Annotated in this window: 19 protein-coding genes; 8 read left to right on the top strand and 11 right to left on the bottom strand. The window is 56.6% G+C overall.

Annotated features, from left to right (window positions below; all coding sequences use genetic code 11):
• Positions 1–87: 87 nt before the first annotated feature.
• From IC235_RS21605 to IC235_RS21590, 4 genes are all read right to left on the bottom strand, one after another.
• Complete coding sequence (locus tag IC235_RS21605; protein WP_191007297.1) at positions 88–1296, bottom strand: aspartate aminotransferase family protein; 1209 nt, start codon at positions 1294–1296, stop codon at positions 88–90.
• A gap of 232 nt (positions 1297–1528) precedes the next feature.
• Positions 1529–2002, bottom strand: coding sequence for a hypothetical protein (locus tag IC235_RS21600; protein ID WP_191007295.1), 474 nt, complete (start codon positions 2000–2002; stop codon positions 1529–1531).
• Positions 2003–2024: 22 nt separating this feature from the next.
• Positions 2025–2492, bottom strand: a complete 468-nt coding sequence (locus IC235_RS21595) for a hypothetical protein (RefSeq protein ID WP_191007294.1) — start codon at positions 2490–2492, stop codon at positions 2025–2027.
• 76 nt (positions 2493–2568) lie between these two features.
• The gene (locus tag IC235_RS21590) at positions 2569–3117 is read right to left on the bottom strand and encodes an RNA polymerase sigma factor (RefSeq protein WP_191007296.1); all 549 of its coding nucleotides are present in this window, start codon (positions 3115–3117) and stop codon (positions 2569–2571) included.
• A 123-nt stretch (positions 3118–3240) separates the two neighbouring features.
• Between IC235_RS21590 and IC235_RS21585 the strand changes: the two genes are divergently transcribed.
• The 6 genes from IC235_RS21585 to IC235_RS21565 all read left to right on the top strand — a co-directional run bounded on the left by IC235_RS21585 (position 3241) and on the right by IC235_RS21565 (position 7742).
• Positions 3241–3879: a hypothetical protein gene (locus IC235_RS21585; RefSeq protein WP_191007293.1), complete on the top strand. Its 639-nt coding sequence runs from the start codon at positions 3241–3243 to the stop codon at positions 3877–3879.
• A 338-nt stretch (positions 3880–4217) separates the two neighbouring features.
• Positions 4218–4694 (top strand): GyrI-like domain-containing protein, encoded by a 477-nt coding sequence (locus tag IC235_RS21580; RefSeq protein WP_191007292.1) that lies wholly within the window; start codon positions 4218–4220, stop codon positions 4692–4694.
• A gap of 163 nt (positions 4695–4857) precedes the next feature.
• Entirely contained in the window at positions 4858–5724 is an 867-nt protein-coding gene (locus IC235_RS21575) for an alpha/beta hydrolase (protein ID WP_191007291.1), read from the top strand.
• Between the two features lie 394 nt (positions 5725–6118).
• Positions 6119–6814 (top strand): DUF4386 domain-containing protein, encoded by a 696-nt coding sequence (locus IC235_RS21570; protein ID WP_191007290.1) that lies wholly within the window; start codon positions 6119–6121, stop codon positions 6812–6814.
• Between the two features lie 114 nt (positions 6815–6928).
• Positions 6929–7165 carry a DUF4386 domain-containing protein gene (locus tag IC235_RS22525; RefSeq protein ID WP_317173635.1) on the top strand — a complete coding sequence of 79 codons (237 nt, stop codon included), beginning with the start codon at positions 6929–6931 and terminating at the stop codon, positions 7163–7165.
• On the top strand, positions 7125–7742 hold the full coding sequence (locus IC235_RS21565; protein WP_262892831.1) for a DUF4386 domain-containing protein: 618 nt from the start codon (positions 7125–7127) through the stop codon (positions 7740–7742). The genes IC235_RS22525 and IC235_RS21565 overlap by 41 nt, the downstream gene beginning before the upstream one ends.
• Here IC235_RS21565 and IC235_RS21560 read toward each other — a convergent pair.
• The 7 genes from IC235_RS21560 to IC235_RS21530 form a co-directional block, all read right to left on the bottom strand.
• Complete coding sequence (locus IC235_RS21560) at positions 7687–8643, bottom strand: transketolase family protein (protein WP_191007289.1); 957 nt, start codon at positions 8641–8643, stop codon at positions 7687–7689. The genes IC235_RS21565 and IC235_RS21560 overlap by 56 nt on opposite strands.
• 152 nt (positions 8644–8795) lie before the next feature.
• A complete protein-coding gene (locus IC235_RS21555) occupies positions 8796–9152 on the bottom strand; it encodes an endonuclease domain-containing protein (protein ID WP_191007288.1) in 357 nt (118 codons plus the stop codon).
• Positions 9153–9291: 139 nt separating this feature from the next.
• Positions 9292–10665 carry a vWA domain-containing protein gene (locus IC235_RS21550; RefSeq protein ID WP_191007287.1) on the bottom strand — a complete coding sequence of 458 codons (1374 nt, stop codon included), beginning with the start codon at positions 10663–10665 and terminating at the stop codon, positions 9292–9294.
• A 147-nt stretch (positions 10666–10812) separates the two neighbouring features.
• Positions 10813–11697, bottom strand: a complete 885-nt coding sequence (locus tag IC235_RS21545) for a transketolase (RefSeq protein WP_191007286.1) — start codon at positions 11695–11697, stop codon at positions 10813–10815.
• 537 nt (positions 11698–12234) lie between these two features.
• Complete coding sequence (bcp, locus tag IC235_RS21540) at positions 12235–12681, bottom strand: thioredoxin-dependent thiol peroxidase (protein WP_191007285.1); 447 nt, start codon at positions 12679–12681, stop codon at positions 12235–12237.
• 78 nt (positions 12682–12759) lie between these two features.
• Entirely contained in the window at positions 12760–14760 is a 2001-nt protein-coding gene (locus IC235_RS21535; protein WP_191007284.1) for a M23 family metallopeptidase, read from the bottom strand.
• Between the two features lie 189 nt (positions 14761–14949).
• The gene (locus IC235_RS21530; protein WP_191007283.1) at positions 14950–15564 is read right to left on the bottom strand and encodes a fumarylacetoacetate hydrolase family protein; all 615 of its coding nucleotides are present in this window, start codon (positions 15562–15564) and stop codon (positions 14950–14952) included.
• A 180-nt stretch (positions 15565–15744) separates the two neighbouring features.
• Between IC235_RS21530 and IC235_RS21525 the strand changes: the two genes are divergently transcribed.
• Together IC235_RS21525 and IC235_RS21520 are read left to right on the top strand one after the other, a co-directional pair.
• A complete protein-coding gene (locus IC235_RS21525) occupies positions 15745–16542 on the top strand; it encodes a M48 family metallopeptidase (RefSeq protein WP_191007282.1) in 798 nt (265 codons plus the stop codon).
• Between the two features lie 105 nt (positions 16543–16647).
• Positions 16648–17220 carry a hypothetical protein gene (locus tag IC235_RS21520; protein ID WP_191007281.1) on the top strand — a complete coding sequence of 191 codons (573 nt, stop codon included), beginning with the start codon at positions 16648–16650 and terminating at the stop codon, positions 17218–17220.
• Positions 17221–17262: the final 42 nt, after the last annotated feature.

Here is a 17262-nt window from a genome sequence, read left to right as displayed (position 1 = left end):
ACGTGGCGATTTAGCTCGCGCTTCGCCGCGGCCCGCGCCGGCCCGTCGTGCCCCGCCCTGGCGGTCGGGTACGGCGGGCCGACTCACTTAACCGGCTGGCGAAGGCTCCGCGGTTACGTGCGCCACCGCTCTTAGCAGGGCCGCGCAGGCCTGGTCAATCTCCTCGGTGGTAATGATGAGCGGCGGGGCCAGGCGCAGGGCATTGTCACAAAACAGAAACCAGTCGGTCAGAATCCCTTCGTGCTCCAGGGCGTAGTCGATGATGGGCTTGAGCACGGCAAACGACTCGAATTCCACGGCCATCAGCAAGCCGCAGCCGCGCACGTCCCGGATGGCCGGGTGCACCAGCTGCGCCCGGAACCGGGCCGCCTTCGCGGCCACCCCCTCCGCCAACTGCTCGTCCTGCACAACCTGGAGGGTGGCCAGGGCCGCCGCGCAGCTCACCGGATGGCCCCCAAACGTGGTGCAGTGCCCCAGAATGGGATTGGTTTTAAAGCCGCTCATAATCTCGGTGGTGGAGATAAAGGCTCCGATGGGCATACCGCCCCCCATGCCCTTGGCGCACACCAGAATGTCGGGCTCGATGCCGAACTGCTCGAAGGCCCACAGGGTGCCGGTGCGCCCGTAGCCGCATTGAATCTCATCCAGAATCAGTAAGGCCCCGACTTCGGTGCAGCGGGCCCGCAGGGCGGGCAGGTAGCCGGGGTGCGGCACGCGTACGCCGGCTTCGCCCTGCACGGTTTCGACGACCACAGCAGCGGTACGCTCGGTGATCAAGGCTAGGTCGGCCTCCTCGTTATAGCGGAGGTGGCGCACGTCGGGCAGCAGCGGCCGGAAGCTGTTCTTGAAACTCTCCGAGCCGGTGATAGACAGCGCGCCGTGGGTCGAGCCGTGGTAGGCGTTCAAGCAGGAAATAAGCTCGGTCCGACCGGTGTGGCGCTTGGCCAGCTTCAGGGCGCCCTCAATAGCCTCGGCCCCGGAGTTCGTAAAAAATACCGAGTCCAGGTGGGCCGGCAGGGTCTGGTGGATGGCCTCGGCCAGCTGGGCGGGCACGGCTTGCACCAATTCGCCGTACACCATCAGGTGCAGGTACTTGTCGAGCTGGGCCTGAATGCCGGCGAGCACGCGCGGGTGGCGGTGGCCCACGTTGCTCACGCCAATGCCCGAAATCAGGTCGAGGTAGCGGCGGCCATCGGGGCCGTACATGTACACGCCTTCGGCCCGCTCAATCTCCAGCAGCAACGGGAAATCGGAGGTTTGGGCCTGGTGGCGCAGAAATAGTTGGCGGGGGGTCAGGACCACGGATTCGCTCGGATTTTTCGGATTACACGGATTTTGTAGGCGCTGGCTTTACGGGCCTTGGAACCGCCGCTGACGCGGCAAGCGCCCTTTCATAACCAAAAACTATTTACAAAGGAGTGGCCTTTTGTTTCGGTTATGCTACAAAAATAAAGAAGCCGCTGCTCGGGCAGCGGCTTCGGAAACATATTGTATTGGCCGGCCTTAAGCCATTAGAGCGATGAGGGCTTCAGTCGATACTGGGTGCCGCGGGGGGGGCGGGGCCGGCTACCCGCTTGATAACCTCTTTGGTGAAGTCGCGTTCGGCTACGAAAAGCTGCGCAACCTGGCGCAGGGAAATCACCTTCTGAAATTTTTCGAAGTACTCTTTTTCCAGGTTCAGCTCCTGCTGGCGTAGCGTGAACGCCTGGCTGAAGTTGTCGCGAATCTGCTGGTCGCTCAGGGCGTCGGATACTTCTTGGCGCAACAGGCGGCCGCCCCGGTTGAGCTCGCGGCGGCGGCTCGAATACTCGTTGTAGACCGGCCAGAACTTCTGGGCCTGGTCCTGGGTGAGGGCTACGCGGTTGGTGATGAAAGCAATTTTGGCATTTTCCAGTTGAGCCAGCCGGGGGCCGGGGCGGCGGCCACCAGGCTGGGCCTGCACCGCGGAGGTGGTTGCCAAGCCCACTGCTATCAGACAGAGGAATTGGCGGGCATATTTCATTAGAATCATGATTAAAAGCTATTTATAAATACATGGTTTCGTCGGAGGGCTGGGCATCCAGTACCTCCGTTAACTCCTCTGCCGAGGCATGCAGGAAACCGTTGGCAATGCTTGGGCGGGCGGCAGTAAGCACGGCTAAGTCAGCATTTTCTACTTGGGTGCCGCTGCTGAGCAGGTACCCTACCAGTTCGGCGTGGGGTACGGCGTCGAGTACCGCCGTCGGCATTGGGGCGGGCGCCAGTGGCGGCGAGCCGCTCAACCAGAACGAAGCGGCAAAGCTGCCCAGTATGGCCACCGAAGCCAGGCCGGTACGTAAGGTTGGCGACAATTGCGCCAGCCAGCGCCAGGCAGTGGCCGTTTCGCGGGCCTGGGTCTGGGGCAGGCGGGCCATCACCCGCCCGGGCAGCTGGTCGAAATAGCCAGCGGGCGGTTCGCTCATCAGCGGGCGGGGTCGCCGGGGGTGCGTGTCTAGCTTGAAGGAAGAATTCATGGCGGTTGGATGCGAAATGGGGAGCAGCGTTTAAAGGCGGTGGCTGAACGCCCCCACAAAAATGATTTTTGAACGGCTAGTCGCCCATGGAACGGGTAACGTATTCTTCCACTTTTTTCACGGCGTGGTGATAGCTGGCTTTCAGGGCCCCCACGCTGGTGCCGGTTATTTCGGCCATCTGCTCATAGGGCATTTCGTCGTAATAGCGCAGGTTGAAGACCAGCCGCTGCTTGTCGGGCAGCCGCAGGATGGCCCGTTGCAGCTTCAGCTCTATTTCGTCGCCGGCCAGGGCCGGGTCGGCTTCGATTTTGGCGGCCAGGTCGGCCCCCACGTCGGTGAGGGGCAACAGGAACTTACGCCGCTTGCTGCTCAGGAAACCCAGGCACTCGTTGGTGGCGATGCGGTAAATCCAGGTGAACAGGGCGGCGTCCTGCCGGAAATTCTCCAGGTGCTTCCACACCTTAACGAACACATCCTGGGTCAGGTCGTCGGCATCGGCGTGGTCAATCACCATTTTGCGCACGTGCCAATACACCTTGCTCTGGTACTTGCGCACGAGCTGGTTAAACGCCAGGTTGCGGCTGGCGGGGTCCTGGAACTTGCGCAGGATTTCGTGGTCTTCCAAAGGGGAGGCTGACAAAAACGACTTCTTGGATGCGTTAAGGGCCGCAACGTTTAAGCGGACTGGGAATATTCCTCCTATATTAATCCCCAATTTCACGAATCGCTCTTTTACTGAGCCGCTTAAATGCCGACCAAAATATTTTACCTTGACGAGGCCCGCACTGATGCTGTTACTGCCAAATGGGGCATGTTTTACCGAAACTTCACCGTTCACTATGCCGGCACCCCGCTAGCGGCCTCCGAACCTGGGGCAGCCATTGCCAAGGGTCGCTCCTACCATCTGCCCGATGGCCGCACGTTTATAGCTCAATTAAAAACAAGTACTTATCCACAGGAATTGGAGTTGCTCATTGATGGGCAGCCAATCTTCGGCAGTAGCACCCACCCCCAGGAGCGCCTCAAGCAGGCTTGGTACACGCTGCTATTTATAGGCGTGCTGGACGTTAGTTTAGGGCTAGCGGCGGAGTTTGGCCAAATTGAAATGCTGCAACGGTTCGGCCTGGGTTGGGGCTCGCTGGTTGAAGGCACAGCGTTTCTCGCATTGGGGTGGGTCGGCTATTCGCGGCGCTCGGCAACGGCACTCGCAGTTGCTTTCGCTCTACTGGTGCTAGACGGTATTGTTATTATAGGCTGGGCCGTGTCGACGGGGCAAAAACCATCACTCGGCAGCTTGTTTATGCGCTTTTATTTCTGTCTGATGGTATTCCGCGGCATGAAAGCCGCCCGGCAACTCCGGAAAGAAGAAGCCATGAGCTTCTCCTGAAAACCAGCCATTTGCAAGAGTCAAGTAGAAAGACCAGTCAAAATGGCCACGGCCGGGATTCGGTTATAATCAGGCAAAGTCAATGAGGCTGCCGCACCTGCTGCCTGCTACTTAAGCTGTGGTGCGGTAGTACTTGCTACCGGATTTTTTTTGATAAACAAATAAGCTTGGTTGTCGTTGCGGCAATCCAACTGCAGCTTTTTGTTATTCTTACCATTATACCTATCGGGTGTGTTTGATTCAAACAAGAATGACATTATACAGACTCGAGGTGTACTTTTTATCGCTTAACACCTTTCATGTGAAGCTGCTATCAAAATCGCAAGCAGTAATTTGGAATGACCCCAAGAATACAAGCATTAAATGAGAAGAAATTACTAGGCTTACATCTGACAATGAGCCTGGCTGATAACAAGACTCGTGAACTTTGGAAAGCTTTCATGCCCAGAATCAGCGAAATAGCTAATCGCCTGACAACCGACTTGATTTCAATGCAGGTCTACAAGCCAACGCATTTTGCCGACTTCGACCCAACCAACGAGTTCGAGAAGTGGGCGACCGTTGAAGTAGCAAGTTTTGACGACGTTCCGGCCGGTATGGAAACGTTCACGCTGCCAGGCGGCCTCTATGCCGTTTTCGATTACAGAGGCTCAAGCAATGACCCTCGTATCTTCCAATACATTTTTGGGACTTGGCTGCCAAATTCAGAATACGTCTTAGACAAACGTCCACACTTTGAGCTACTGGGCAATAAGTACAAAAACAACGACCCAAACTCGGAAGAAGAAATATGGATACCAATCAGGCAGAAATAAGAACGCCAACCTCTACTCGCGACTACCTAATAGAATACTCAACTAAAAACTCAGTAGCTCTTATAGACCTTGGGACATAATAACACCTTGGCTCTCTTTTAGCTGCTCCCCTACTGGTGGCCGCAAAGCTTCAGCGAAAGTTTACTGACAAAGACGTTTATCCATGAAAATATTAGCCATTGCCTTTCTCTGCTGCTTAGCAGTTACTGCCAGGGCCCAACCCAAGCAGCCCAGTAAGACTGCTAGCAGCAAACCTTTTGTGCTGGGGGTGATAGAGGAATTGCAATCCGTAGAATTAGCTGAGAAGAGAACCTTGAATATTTATCTGCCCGAAGGCTACAGTCCCAAAGACACCACAAAGTATCCCGTCGTGTACCTGCTGGATGGCTCAGCAAACGAAGACTTTATCCACGTAGTTGGGCTTTATCAATTCAATAATTTCCCCTGGATAAATCGGGTGCCGAAGTCCATCATTGTCGGCATTGCCAATACCGACAGGAAAAGAGACTTTACTTATCCATCAACCATTGCAACCGAGCAAAGAAGGTACCCGACCGCGGGCAAGTCAGAGAGGTTCATCGCCTTTATGGAAAAAGAGCTCCAGCCGTACATCGAACACAAGTACAAAGCGAACCAATCGAAAACCCTTATTGGCCAATCGCTGGCGGGCTTGTTAGCAACCGAAATTTTATTAACCAAGCCGACCTTATTCAACAAGTACATTATTATCAGCCCGAGTTTATGGTGGGATGATGCCTCCTTGCTAAAAGGGCAACCTGAACTGTTACAGGAGGGATTTAAAGCCCGAACGGATATTTATCTGGGAGTAGGAAAAGAAGGCCTGGGGCCCAGTGACATCCCCCACGTGATGGAAGTAGATGCTAACTTGTTAGCCGAAAAAATAAGAAGCACGAAAAGCAAAAGCGTCCGCTTCTATTTCGACTACTTGCCGACCGAAGACCACGCCACCATCACGCATCAAGCCATCTTTAATGCGTTGCGGTTGCTGAACCCCTTACCAACGAAATAAAGGAGAAAGCTCGGCCAATTGCATTACCCAGGATTCGCTCGGCCACAGCAGTACAACTACCGATCACGGTAACTTATCGGCGCTCGACAGGCCGCACTCATCACCATCTAGTGGCGGCGACCAGGCTGATTTAGCTTGAGGTACTTAAACTTGCGTATCTTGCTCGCCACAGCTAGTTTGCGTGCTGAGGCAAATTGTCGCTATTTATAATTTATCTCTGAAGAGCTACAAACTAAATAGCGATTTGACAATAAAATCTGGTTTAACATCTTCGCTCAGCTTCGAGAAAAGCATAAGATTAAACAGATACGAAGTATAAAAGCCTCAGAGGCACGTCAAATATCGAGTGTGATTGAAGGTATTTACAAAACACAAACCCCTGATTTTCATTTTCATGCTCGCAGACATTCAGACTAATAGAATTTCATTAAGTAAGGCTGCAATCATATCAGGCATTAGCTTGCTTATAATGGTTGTCGCTGCTCTTTTTGCCGAGATGTACGCTTACCCTAAAATTATTGTCCGAGGCGACATTAGAGAAACAATAACTACCCTTTCAGGCAATAAAAGTCTATTTGCCGCCTGCATTCTATGCTATCTAGTCACGTTTATTCTAGACATCGTCGTTGCCTGGTCCCTGTATATTCTTCTAAAACCAGTCAACTCCTCTCTATCACTATTAACTTCCTGGTTTCGGATTGTATATACAATTTTGGCCCTAATTGCTCTTCAAAACCTTGTTGGAGCTTATAGACTCTTACACTTTTCGTCGGTCTTTACTATTCCTGATGAGAACGTTAGCTTTCAAATGGCTCAATATCTAAATGCCTTCAAATCGCAATGGTATTTTGGATTGCTATTCTTCAGTTTACATCTTGGACTACTTGGCTATCTGGTTATTAAATCGACGTATATTCCAAAATTACTTGGTATTTTATTAATCATAACTGGTATAGGGTATTCCTTAACTACGCTAAAACCTTTTTTGTTCTCGAACGCCAACATTGATTTTGCCTCCTTTACATTTTATGGCGAATTAGTTTTTATGATCTGGCTATTGATTCGCGGAAGGAAAATAAAACCGGCTTAATGTTTAAATTGTAACAACAGCGGATAAGTAAGAACGAACTTTAAAAGAACTTAAAGAATAGGCTCAAATAAAAACACAGCAAAGCTAGCCGGCTTCCTTTATTTAATTGTCGTATTGACTGGCCTATTTAGCTTGGCTTATGTCCCTTCTAAGCTGATAGACTGGAACGATCCAGCTAAAACCCTTCATGATATAGCAGCGTCAGAGTTGTTATTCCGCCTAAGCATTATAAGCAGTATGATTTGCTATACCGCTTTTTTAGTATTGCCGCTCGTTTTATATCAACTATTGCGGCCTATCAACGAAATGTATGCAAAGCTTATGGTTGAGTGTGCCCATATCATTTCTTAACCTCCAAAACCGGTATGCAGTTTTACTGCTAATCAATGGTACAAGTTATCTAAAAGTACTAGGTGGCAACCCACTACAGTCTCAAGTAATGCTTTTACTTGAAAATTATAGTAATGGTATTCTGATAGTTAAAGTATTCTGGGGGCTTTGGCTACTACCTTTTGGTTACTTAGTATATAAATCCGGATTTCTTCCCAAAATTTTGGGTATTCTTCTAGTAGCTGGTGGTTTGGGGTACCTCATAGATGTTACTGGGCGCACCATTATCCCCAGCTACAGCGCCGCTGCAATTGCTCAGTACGTAACATTACCGGCAGCCCTTGGAGAAATTGGAACATGCTTGTGGCTGTTGATTCTTGGCATCAAAACCAGCCCGCAGGCAAGCATAAATAATCGGCATTCTATCCCCACCAGTAATAATGCCTTTGGCGTTTTCATACCAGCCGTATTAACTAGCAAAGCCCCCGCACGACTTCAGAGGCGGCGGGGGCTTTTCCTGTTATATGGGGGGAGGGTGAAAGCTACTTCTTTCGCTTCATCACGGCTTCCACGCCCCGCACGATGTCAGCTTCCATGAGGCCGTACTTCTCCATGAGCTGGTCGGGGGTGCCGCTTTCGCCGAAGCTGTCGTGCACGGCCACCATTTCCAAGGGCAGGGGCTCTTCGCAAGCCAGCAATTGGGCGATGCTGTCGCCGAGCCCCCCGTTCATCTGGTGCTCTTCGGCCGTGACTACGCAACGCGTTTTACGGGCCGAGGCCAGGATGGCTTCGGCGTCGAGGGGCTTGATGGTGTGGATATTGATGATTTCGGCGTTGATGCCTTTTTCGGCCAGCAGCTTGCCGGCCAGAACGGCTTTCCACACGAGGTGGCCGGTGGCGAAGATGCTCACGTCGGTGCCCTCGTTCATCAGCCAGGCTTTGCCGATTTCAAACTTCTGGTCGGCGGGCGTGAAGTTGGGCACCACCGGGCGGCCAAAGCGCAGGTACACGGGGCCTTCGTAGTCGGCAATGGCCAGGGTGGCGGCCTTGGTCTGGTTGTAGTCGCAGGGGTTGATGACGGTCATGCCCGGCAGCATCTTCATCATACCCAGATCTTCCAGAATCTGGTGGGTGGCGCCGTCTTCGCCCAGCGTGAGGCCGGCGTGGGAAGCACAGATCTTCACGTTTTTACCGGAGTAGGCAATGCTTTGGCGAATCTGGTCGTACACGCGGCCGGTGCTGAAGTTGGCAAAAGTGCCCGTGAACGGAATCTTGCCGCCAATGGTCAGGCCGGCGGCTACGCCCATCATGTTAGCCTCGGCGATGCCCACCTGGAAGAACCGGTCGGGAAACTCCTTCTTGAAGGCGTCCATCTTAAGCGAGCCGGTGAGGTCGGCGCACAGGGCCACCACGTTGGGATTGGTTTTGCCGAGCTCGGCCAGGCCAGCGCCGAAGCCGCTGCGAGTGTCTTTAGATTCGGTGAAGGGGAAGTCTTTCATGGGGATTGGGGAAATAGTGTCAGAACAAAAACTCCCCTCCTTGGTAAGGAGGGGACATTTCAGCGAAGCTGAAATTGGGGTGGTTAGCTTCGCTGAACTTTGTCTGTGGGCGTTGAACGTAATTTGTGGGGGTTGAACAAACTCAGACGACATTACTTAAAACAACTAGCGATGGTATGCAGCACACTATCTAAATCTGACCAAATGAGCTTATTTTCAAACCGAAGCACGCGAATGCCAACGCTGTTGAGAAAATCGGTGCGCACCGCATCGTTCAAATTGCCGGCTACGGTAAAGTGACTCGCTCCATCCAATTCAATGGCCAGCTTTTCTTGGGGGCAGTAAAAGTCCAGGATAAATTCGCCGACACTGTGCTGTCGGCGGAATTTGCGGCTTTGTAGTTGAGCTGATTTCAGGACGGACCATAATTTGGCTTCCGCGGACGTGAGATTGTTGCGGAGGGTTTGACGGGCTTCTTTTTTGTGGGGTAGGTTGTTAAGGCGGGGCATAGACTGATTGTTCTAACTACTTTATTCAGTGCCTACTAACGACGTTCAACGCCTACAAACAAAGTTCAGCGAAGCTAACCACCCCAATTTCAGCTTCGCTGAAATGTCCCCTCCTTGGTAAGGAGGGGAGTTTTTGTTCTTACTTTCCGAACAGCGCCACCGAAGTCGTTTGCCCCGAGCGGATACTGAAGTTGCGCACATCGGTAAATTTACTGCCCGTACTCGTTTTGGTCCGGAATACCAGCCGATAGGCGCCCGGCTGCATGGGCAGATTTAATTTGCTGCTGCTTCCCTCGGCCAGATTGTAAATCCAGGTCTGGGATTCGTCGTCGTTAAGCTTGTAGATGCTGCCGTATCCTTTCAGGTCGGTGGTGACGTTGAGGGTGCCCGGCGCGGCGTACGTAACGGCCAACTCCTGGCCCTGCTTAATAGTAAGGCGACGGGTGATGCGCGGCAGGGTCAGCAGCTCCACTTCGTAGTTGCCGGCCAGCAGCTTCTGGCGGGTGCCACAGGGGAAAGCGGCGATGACGTTTTTCTGCGGGTCGCGCACCACGGCTTGCACGGTTCCGTAGGGATTGGGCGTGAGCTGCGGATTCTGCAGCCAGAGCGTGCCCTGGGGCGTTCGGTAGGTGAGGACGTTGGCCTTGCCGGGCTTGATAACAAGGTTGGCTTGGCGCACGGGCGGCACAGTATTAATCACTAAGTCGTAGCTCTGCAAGGCATCGATGTCGAGCACGTCGGCCTTGCCCTGCGCGTCGCGGTAGTGCACGTAGTTGTACTCCGGCTGCCCGGTCACGTTGTTGACGAAGGTCATGTTCACGTTGCTTTCGACGGGGCGGCCGTCGGCGTCGGTCAGGTTGACGGTAACGGTGGTTTTGCTCAGGGCCTGGGCAATGACGTCGTTCATCACCGTGCGAAAGGTTTTGATTTCGGCGGCGTTGTAGTACTGGCCCAGGCATTCGAGCTGCTTGCCAAATTCCTTTTCGGCCCCGATGCCGATGACGAAGGGCCGCAGAAAGACGTGCTTGCGCTGCAAGGCTACCGAAGCGGCGCAGGGGTCGGCGTTGCAGGATTCGAGCCCGTCGGTAATCAGCAGCAACACGTTGCGCGACGACTTATCAGTAGGGAAGTCGTTGGCCGACTGCAGCAAGGAGTACGTAATGGGCGTATTGCCCTGGGCTTTAAGCGTGGTGAGCTTTTCTTTGATGGCCCGGGCATTTTTGGGCGCGAAGGGCACTTCCAAGCGCGAGTCCTGGCAGTTCTTGTCCGCGTTCGGAAATTGGTGGCCGTACACGCGCAGCCCCAGCTCGAGGTTGGGATACGCGTTGAGCGAATCCACCATTTTGCTGAGCATGCGCTTGGCCACGTTCCACCGGGGTTGGCCTTCCCAGGGGGCCATCATGGAGCCCGAGGCGTCGAGCAAAAATAGGATACGGGTGACTTTAGGCTTCCCGGGCGGGGCATTCTGGGCCTGGACCGGTAGGGTGCGTAACAAGACGAGCACCAGTAGCATTGCCCAATGAAACCTCCCCCCACCGGCCCCCCTCGCCACGGGAGAGGGGGGAGACAGGCGACACTTCATACCTGCATACGTCAGGCTCTCCTCTCCTGGGAAGAGGGGCCGGGGGTGAGGTTTGGTTGGGCCAATCCGCATCAGCACTTAATAGTCGCCTTCAGTGCCGGTTTTCAGCTCGTCCAGGGCGGTGGCCAGCTGGGCGTCGTTAGGCGCTACGCCGTGCCATTTGTGGCCATCCATCATGAAATCGACGCCAAAGCCCATTTTCGTATCCATGATGAACATGACGGGGCGGGCCTTGCCGGCGGCGGCCACGGCGTTTTCGAGGGCCATGAGCAGGGCGTCGTAATGGTTGCCGTCGCCTTCGACCACGTGCCAGCCGAAGGCTTCGAACTTGGCGCGCAAATCGCCGAGGCCCCCGACTACCTCGGTGGGGCCGTCAATCTGCTGGCCGTTGCGGTCGACGATGCCGATGAGGTTGTCGATTTTGTGGTGGGCGGCGTACATCGCGGCCTCCCAGTTCTGGCCCTCCTCCAGCTCGCCATCGCCCATGAGCACGAACACCCGCTGCTTGTCGCCGTTCAGCTTTTTGGCCTGGGCGGCGCCGCAGGCTACGCTCAGGCCCTGGCCCAGCGAGCCCGAGGCGATGCGAATACCGGGCAGCCCCTCGTGGGTGGTGGGGTGGCCCTGCAGGCGCGAGTCGAGCTTGCGAAACGTGGCCAGCTCGCTGATGGGGAAATAGCCTGAACGAGCCAAAACCGAATACAGCGCCGCCGAAATATGGCCGTTCGACAAGAAGAATAAGTCCTGGTCCTTGCCGTCCATGTCGAACGGCTCGGGCGTATGTTTCATCACCTTGAAGTAGAGGGCTACCAGCAAGTCGGTGCACCCGAGCGAGCCGCCCGGGTGGCCCGAGTTCACGGCATGCACCATGCGCACGATGTCGCGGCGCACCTGGGTGGCGATGTGCTGGAGCTCCTCAATGGATTTTTCGGGTTTTTCGACGGTCTTGGCGGTGGTGTCGGTCATAAAATCGGAAGCGATTGGGTTCAGCCGGTAAAGGTAGCAAACGGGGCGACGCGCAACGGAAAGCGCCCCTTAGAGCCGTTTCGGAATCAGTGTACCTGGCTCAGCCGCCGGAACCTCACGGGACCTCTACGGGGCCAGCCCCTCTCCTCAGGAGAGGGGAGCCAGACAACTAGGTAAACTACTCCAAGGCGGCTATTAAGCATACCCAGGCAGTCCTACTGAGTGCAGATGAACCGCCTGAGTCCATCACGCTAGGGCGGTTTCGGGGTCCGTGTACCTAACGTTTGGCTCCCCTCTCCTGCGGCTTCGCGCCTCCAGCGAACCGGGGCCCGCCCTACCGGGTACGACCCCGCAGGGGGCACGTGAGGCCAACGCGAGAACGACAGCGGACACTAACGCCGAAATGGCTCTATTTTCAGCTTACGCGCAACCCGTACAATGAGCGGCCGGGCTCTGCGCCACCACGCCGCCAGTCATCACAGCAGGGGCAATAGCCGGTGGAGTTGCCACGACTGGCCCGGCAGCTTGCCGCGGGCGCTAGAGCAGCTGCGCGGCGTGCTCCTTGGTATCGACTTTCTTGATGATTTTTTCAATCACACCGTTTTCATCAATCAGGAAGGTGGTGCGGACGGTGCCCATGTAGGTTTTGCCGTAGTTTTTCTTTTCCTGCCACACCCCGTAGTCCTGCACGATTTTCTTGTCGGTGTCGACCAGGAGCGAGAAGGGCAGGTCGTATTTGAGGGCGAACTTTTGGTGGGCCGCCGCCCCATCGGTACTCACGCCGATAACCCGGATGTTGCGGGCAGTAAGCTCCTCCTGGTGGTCGCGCAGGTTACAGGCCTGGGCGGTGCAGCCGGGCGTGTCGTCTTTGGGATAGAAGTACAAGGCGACCCGCTGCCCGCGCAACTCGCGCAGGGAGATCAGGTTGCCCGCTTGGTCGGGGGCGGAAAAATCGGGGGCGGGTTGGCCGGGTTCGAGGGTCATAGCGGTGCTGGTGGGCTAGTGATGAGGCAAAGGAACGGCAAACTCCATTACCCCTCCCCTTCCTGCCTTCTTATCCGGTTACAAGCTCAGCGGAATTACCCGCTCGTTCCCGGCCTGGTCGGTGAGACGCAGCTCAGCGGGTCCGTGCAGGCGCGGCCCGAGCGTATCCTTCGCCACGGTGAAGAGCGTGGAATTCTTGTGCTCGAGACGCAGCAGGCGAAATTTCCCGCCGATGAGCAGCCGGTAGCCGGCGAGGCCGGAGAGGTCGTCGCCCACCCGAAACAGCAGCTGGCCCCCCGCCCGGCTGATGAGGCTGCCTTTGGGTGCCACGGTATCGGTCAGAATGCGGAAGGAGCCGAACTGCCGGATGGGGGCTGTAATCTGGCCTTGATCGTCCCACTTGCCGCCCAGGTAAGCCTTGCCGCCTTTAGGGGTAGCCGTGTAGATGGCGGTACGCGCCGGGTCGGCGGGCGCCCGGGCCGGCTTCAGGGTGAGCGTAGCGGTTTTGTAGAGGGGCTGCAGCGGCGAGCCCACCGTCCAGAAGCCGCTGCCGGTGGCCTCGGGCCGATAAGCGGTGCTCAGGTACAGGTTATCGAACAGCGTTTCGGGCCCAAACAGCAGGTTGAGGTGGGCGGTGGAGTAGCTGGTTTCCTTGCCCGCCGGAATCATCACCTGGCGGTCGAATTTCTTGGTGATCCGGCCAAACCGCAGCGAATCGGGCAGGCCGGCGCGCAGGTCGTAGAGGTACACGTTTTCGCCGTTCTGGGTGTAGCTGGGGCGAATTTCAAGGTGCCGGTTACCGCGCACCAGCACGAGGTTGCCCCCCACGGAGTCGGGGCTGGGGTCGGTGGCGACGGCCTTGAGCAGGTTGCGCGTCACTTCGAAGCGCAGGACGGGCTTTTTCACGGCTGCCGCGCGGGTCTTGAAGTAGGCGGGCCGCTCGCCGCGCAGCACCAGGTGCACGGGCGTCTGGTTGTTGTAGGAGTCGGCCAGGGTGAGGTCGATGTTGTAGACCTTTCCAGCTTCCACGGTCAGGCGGCCCTTGCTGGGGCCGGTGGTGTACATCGGCAGGTCGTTGCCCTCGTCGACCCACAGCTTTTGCAGGGTGCGGCCCTGGGTTTGCTGGTAGAGGAAATCGACGAAGTTGCTCACCTGCCGCGTGCCCGTCGGGAATGGCACCGCGTCGATGACGTGCTGATAGAAGGGCTGGCCGTTCACCTTCATAGTCACCCGCTGAATGCCGTTGCGGTTCCAGACGTTATCGAAGCGGTCGAAGCCCTGCACCAGCAGCCCCACCGGGCCAAAGCAGCTGATGGTGTCGGCCCACGACATGGGCTTGCCCGGCCCCGGCGTCACTTTGGGCACGAACACGGCTTTGGCAAACACTCGCTGCACCCGCGCGTCGATGCTCAGCGGCTCCAACGCAAAGGCCTGCAGCGTGGGCGCTACGTGGTCCTGAATCTCGGCAAAGCCGCCCCATTGCAGCGGGTTGTACTGCCGGTCCTGGGCATCGCGCACTTCCCAGTGCACGTGCGGGCCCACCGAGCCGCCCGTGTTGCCCGACAGCGCCACTACCTCGCCGCGCTTCACCGGGTACTGGTCTTTGGGCAGAAATAGCTCCACCTCGTAGGACTGCTTCTCGTACTGGCGCCGCAGCAGCTCGGCCGCCACGGGCCCCCGAAACTCGTTGAGGTGGCCGTACACGGTAGTCAGCCCATTCGGGTGGGTGATGTAGAGCACGTTGCCGTAGCCAAACGACGACTGCTTGAGGCGCGAGATGTAGCCGTCGGCTGACGCGTACACCGGTTGGTTAACGCCCCCGCCGGTCTTAATATCGAGCCCCCCGTGGAAATGGTTGGGCCGCAGCTCGCCCATGCTGCCCGCCAGCAGGCCCGGCTTACCCGGGGCCACGGGAAACAGGAAATACCCTGCCGGCACCTGGGGCTTACCCGTTTTTGGCGCTTCGCCCACCGGGTGGCCGCGCTCCGATGTATCCGCGGCCTGCCCGCCTACTTTTCCGGGTTGCCCGCCCAATAGGGCCAGGGCCAAGCCGGCAACCAACTTTATTCGATTCTTCAACCTATTATGCTGTTATGCCATCAGAAAGAACGAGCGGCCGCATTCGGCAGCCACTGTCGAAACGGCGGGCCCACTCCATCGAGTTTGGATAGATTGTGCCGGATGACGAGCGGCTGCGACCCCACGAACACTTGGTGGCGCTGAACGTTCTCGCTAATGATTTTAATGATTGGGAACTGCTGACTTCGCTCAACGCACCGCCAGCTCCAGTATTTTCTCCCCCTCCAGATACCCCACCAGCTGGTCGCCCACCTTTACGGGGCCAACGCCCGCCGGGGTGCCTGTAAATATCAAATCGCCCATCTTCAGCGAGATGTACCTGGAAACAAAGCTGATGATTTTGCTGAAGGGGTGCAGCATCAGGCTGGAATTTCCGGTTTGGCGCGTTTCGCCGTTTACTTCCAGGTGAAAATTGATGTTCGCCAGATCGGCAAACTCGGTAACCGGCTTAAAAGTCGGAGAAACGGGGGCCGAGCCGTCGAAGGCTTTGGCCAGCTCCCAGGGCAGGCCCTTTTTCTTTAACTCGCTCTGCAGGTCGCGGGCGGTGAAGTCCAGGCCCAAGCCAATGGCCTCGATGTAAGCCGGCGCAAACTGCTCGTCGATGTGCCGGCCGTTTTTGCTTATGCGCAGCACCAGCTCCAGCTCATGATGGATGTCCTGCGAAAACTCGGGAATGAAAAAGGGCTGGCCGCGTTGCAGCAGCGCCGTTTCGGGCTTGAGGAAAATGACGGGCGCGGCGGGCACCTCGTTGTGCAGCTCGGCGATGTGGTCGGCATAGTTACGGCCGATGCAAATGATCTTCATGAAGGAAAGCGGGGCGGAAGAGCGAGGGGTCAAAACTACGCCTCAGGGGCGGCTTGCGGCAACCAGCCGGCCGCTTTTTCACTTCTGCAACGGTGCTTGAGCTAAACATTTACCCCACCTGCCCCCGTATAGACGGCCGCAAGCAGTTGCTTGTATCTCAGTTTATCTTTACTTAGTACCATGTTAAGAAAAATTGTTCGGCTGGCTGCCTTATTCTTTTTGAGTGCTTGCACCACGGTGCCCATCACGGGCCGTAGCCAACTCAGCCTGGTGAGCGATAGTGAGATTAACTCGTTGGCCGCCACCCAGTACCGCGAGGTAATCGCCAAGGGCCCGCTTTCCACTAACGCGCAGCAGATTGCCATGGTACGGCGCGTAGGCCAGCGCATTCAGGCCGGGGTAGAGTCATACTTCCGCCAGCAGAATGCCTCCGACCAGCTGGCGGGCTACCAGTGGGAATTCAACGTCATTAAAGACGACAAGCAGCAGAATGCCTGGTGCATGCCCGGCGGCAAAGTAGCCGTGTACACTGGCATCCTGCCCATCACGCAGGACGAAACCGGCTTGGCCGTCGTTATGGGCCACGAAATCGCCCACGCCGTGGCTAAGCATGGCTCGGAGCGCATGAGCCAGGGCTTGGTTCAGCAATTCGGCGGTCAGGCGCTCTCCGCGGTCCTGGCCAAGAACTCCCCCGCCACCCAGGAAATGGCCTTGCAGGCCTTCGGGGTGGGCTCGCAGTTGGGCATGCTCAAATACGGCCGCAACCAGGAAAGCGAGGCCGACCACCTGGGACTGATTTTTATGGCCCTGGCCGGCTACAATCCCCAAGGAGCCATTGCCTTCTGGCAGCGCATGGATGCCCGCGAGAATGCCGCGGCGCCCCCCGAGTTTCTATCTACTCACCCCTCCAACGGCACCCGCATCGCCAACATTCAACGCGAGTTGCCCGAAGCGCGCAAATACTACAAGCCCCGCTAAGGGTATGGTAATGTAAATGAAGCAACCCGGTAAGCTCGCGTTAAGCACGCCTGGCTCCTGGGTCGCTACCCCACCCCGACTAACCAACACGCCAACCTATTCCAGATGAAATACCTGCCGCGCCTTATTGGTTTGGGTTTATTGGCTCTGCTGCTGAGCTTGCTCCTTCTATCGTGCGAAAGCACCAAGACCAGCACCACCGAGCTGGGGAGCCCCGGCCGCATCAGGGGCGCGGTGGCGGTTAAGCCCGAGAGCCGGCCGATTGCCCGCTTCACCGACAGCACTACGGAGTATAAAACGTCGCGCGTTGCATTAACCCAGGCCTTTATCCGGCAATTTGGCGACGGCACGGTGGTGGATAAAGTGCAGGTGCGCAAGGCGCCGGCCGCGCCACACGAGCCCGTTAGTTATTACCTGATTGGCATGGGCCTGCTGAACGGTAAGTTTCGGGCTATGGCCCTACCCCTCACCACTGGCGGCGACAACAGCCTCTACCTTCGCCCCGGGGCCGATCGCTACACCCTAACGGGAATGGGCTGCGCGGCCTGTTTCTTCAACTTCGAGAATGGCCGGATCGTGGGCACCAGCTGCGACGGGAGCGGCCAATGCGACCTCAAGGTCGAACCCAACAACAACCTTCTCGCTAGGCTGTACGGACAATTATCTTTGGGTTCGTGAGCAATCTGGATGAAATCAGTGACCGGGCATGGGCGGCGTTGG

Source organism: Hymenobacter montanus, assembly GCF_014699115.1.
GTDB classification, from domain to species: domain Bacteria; phylum Bacteroidota; class Bacteroidia; order Cytophagales; family Hymenobacteraceae; genus Hymenobacter; species Hymenobacter montanus.
This window is presented reverse-complemented; position numbering and strand designations above follow the sequence as displayed.

Bases quoted from the DNA above. Each gene is read 5' to 3' on its own strand.
- IC235_RS21600 (WP_191007295.1), bottom strand. From the start codon at position 2,002: ATGAAATATGCCCGCCAATTCCTCTGTCTGATAGCAGTGGGCTTGGCA.
- IC235_RS21595 (WP_191007294.1), bottom strand. From the start codon at position 2,492: ATGAATTCTTCCTTCAAGCTAGACACGCACCCCCGGCGACCCCGCCCG.
- IC235_RS21585 (WP_191007293.1), top strand. From the start codon at position 3,241: ATGCCGACCAAAATATTTTACCTTGACGAGGCCCGCACTGATGCTGTT.
- IC235_RS21580 (WP_191007292.1), top strand. From the start codon at position 4,218: ATGACCCCAAGAATACAAGCATTAAATGAGAAGAAATTACTAGGCTTA.
- IC235_RS21575 (WP_191007291.1), top strand. From the start codon at position 4,858: ATGAAAATATTAGCCATTGCCTTTCTCTGCTGCTTAGCAGTTACTGCC.
- IC235_RS21570 (WP_191007290.1), top strand. From the start codon at position 6,119: ATGCTCGCAGACATTCAGACTAATAGAATTTCATTAAGTAAGGCTGCA.
- IC235_RS21565 (WP_262892831.1), top strand. From the start codon at position 7,125: ATGCAAAGCTTATGGTTGAGTGTGCCCATATCATTTCTTAACCTCCAA.
- IC235_RS21560 (WP_191007289.1), bottom strand. From the start codon at position 8,643: ATGAAAGACTTCCCCTTCACCGAATCTAAAGACACTCGCAGCGGCTTC.
- IC235_RS21555 (WP_191007288.1), bottom strand. From the start codon at position 9,152: ATGCCCCGCCTTAACAACCTACCCCACAAAAAAGAAGCCCGTCAAACC.
- IC235_RS21550 (WP_191007287.1), bottom strand. From the start codon at position 10,665: ATGCTACTGGTGCTCGTCTTGTTACGCACCCTACCGGTCCAGGCCCAG.
- IC235_RS21545 (WP_191007286.1), bottom strand. From the start codon at position 11,697: ATGACCGACACCACCGCCAAGACCGTCGAAAAACCCGAAAAATCCATT.
- bcp (WP_191007285.1), bottom strand. From the start codon at position 12,681: ATGACCCTCGAACCCGGCCAACCCGCCCCCGATTTTTCCGCCCCCGAC.
- IC235_RS21530 (WP_191007283.1), bottom strand. From the start codon at position 15,564: ATGAAGATCATTTGCATCGGCCGTAACTATGCCGACCACATCGCCGAG.
- IC235_RS21525 (WP_191007282.1), top strand. From the start codon at position 15,745: ATGTTAAGAAAAATTGTTCGGCTGGCTGCCTTATTCTTTTTGAGTGCT.
- IC235_RS21520 (WP_191007281.1), top strand. From the start codon at position 16,648: ATGAAATACCTGCCGCGCCTTATTGGTTTGGGTTTATTGGCTCTGCTG.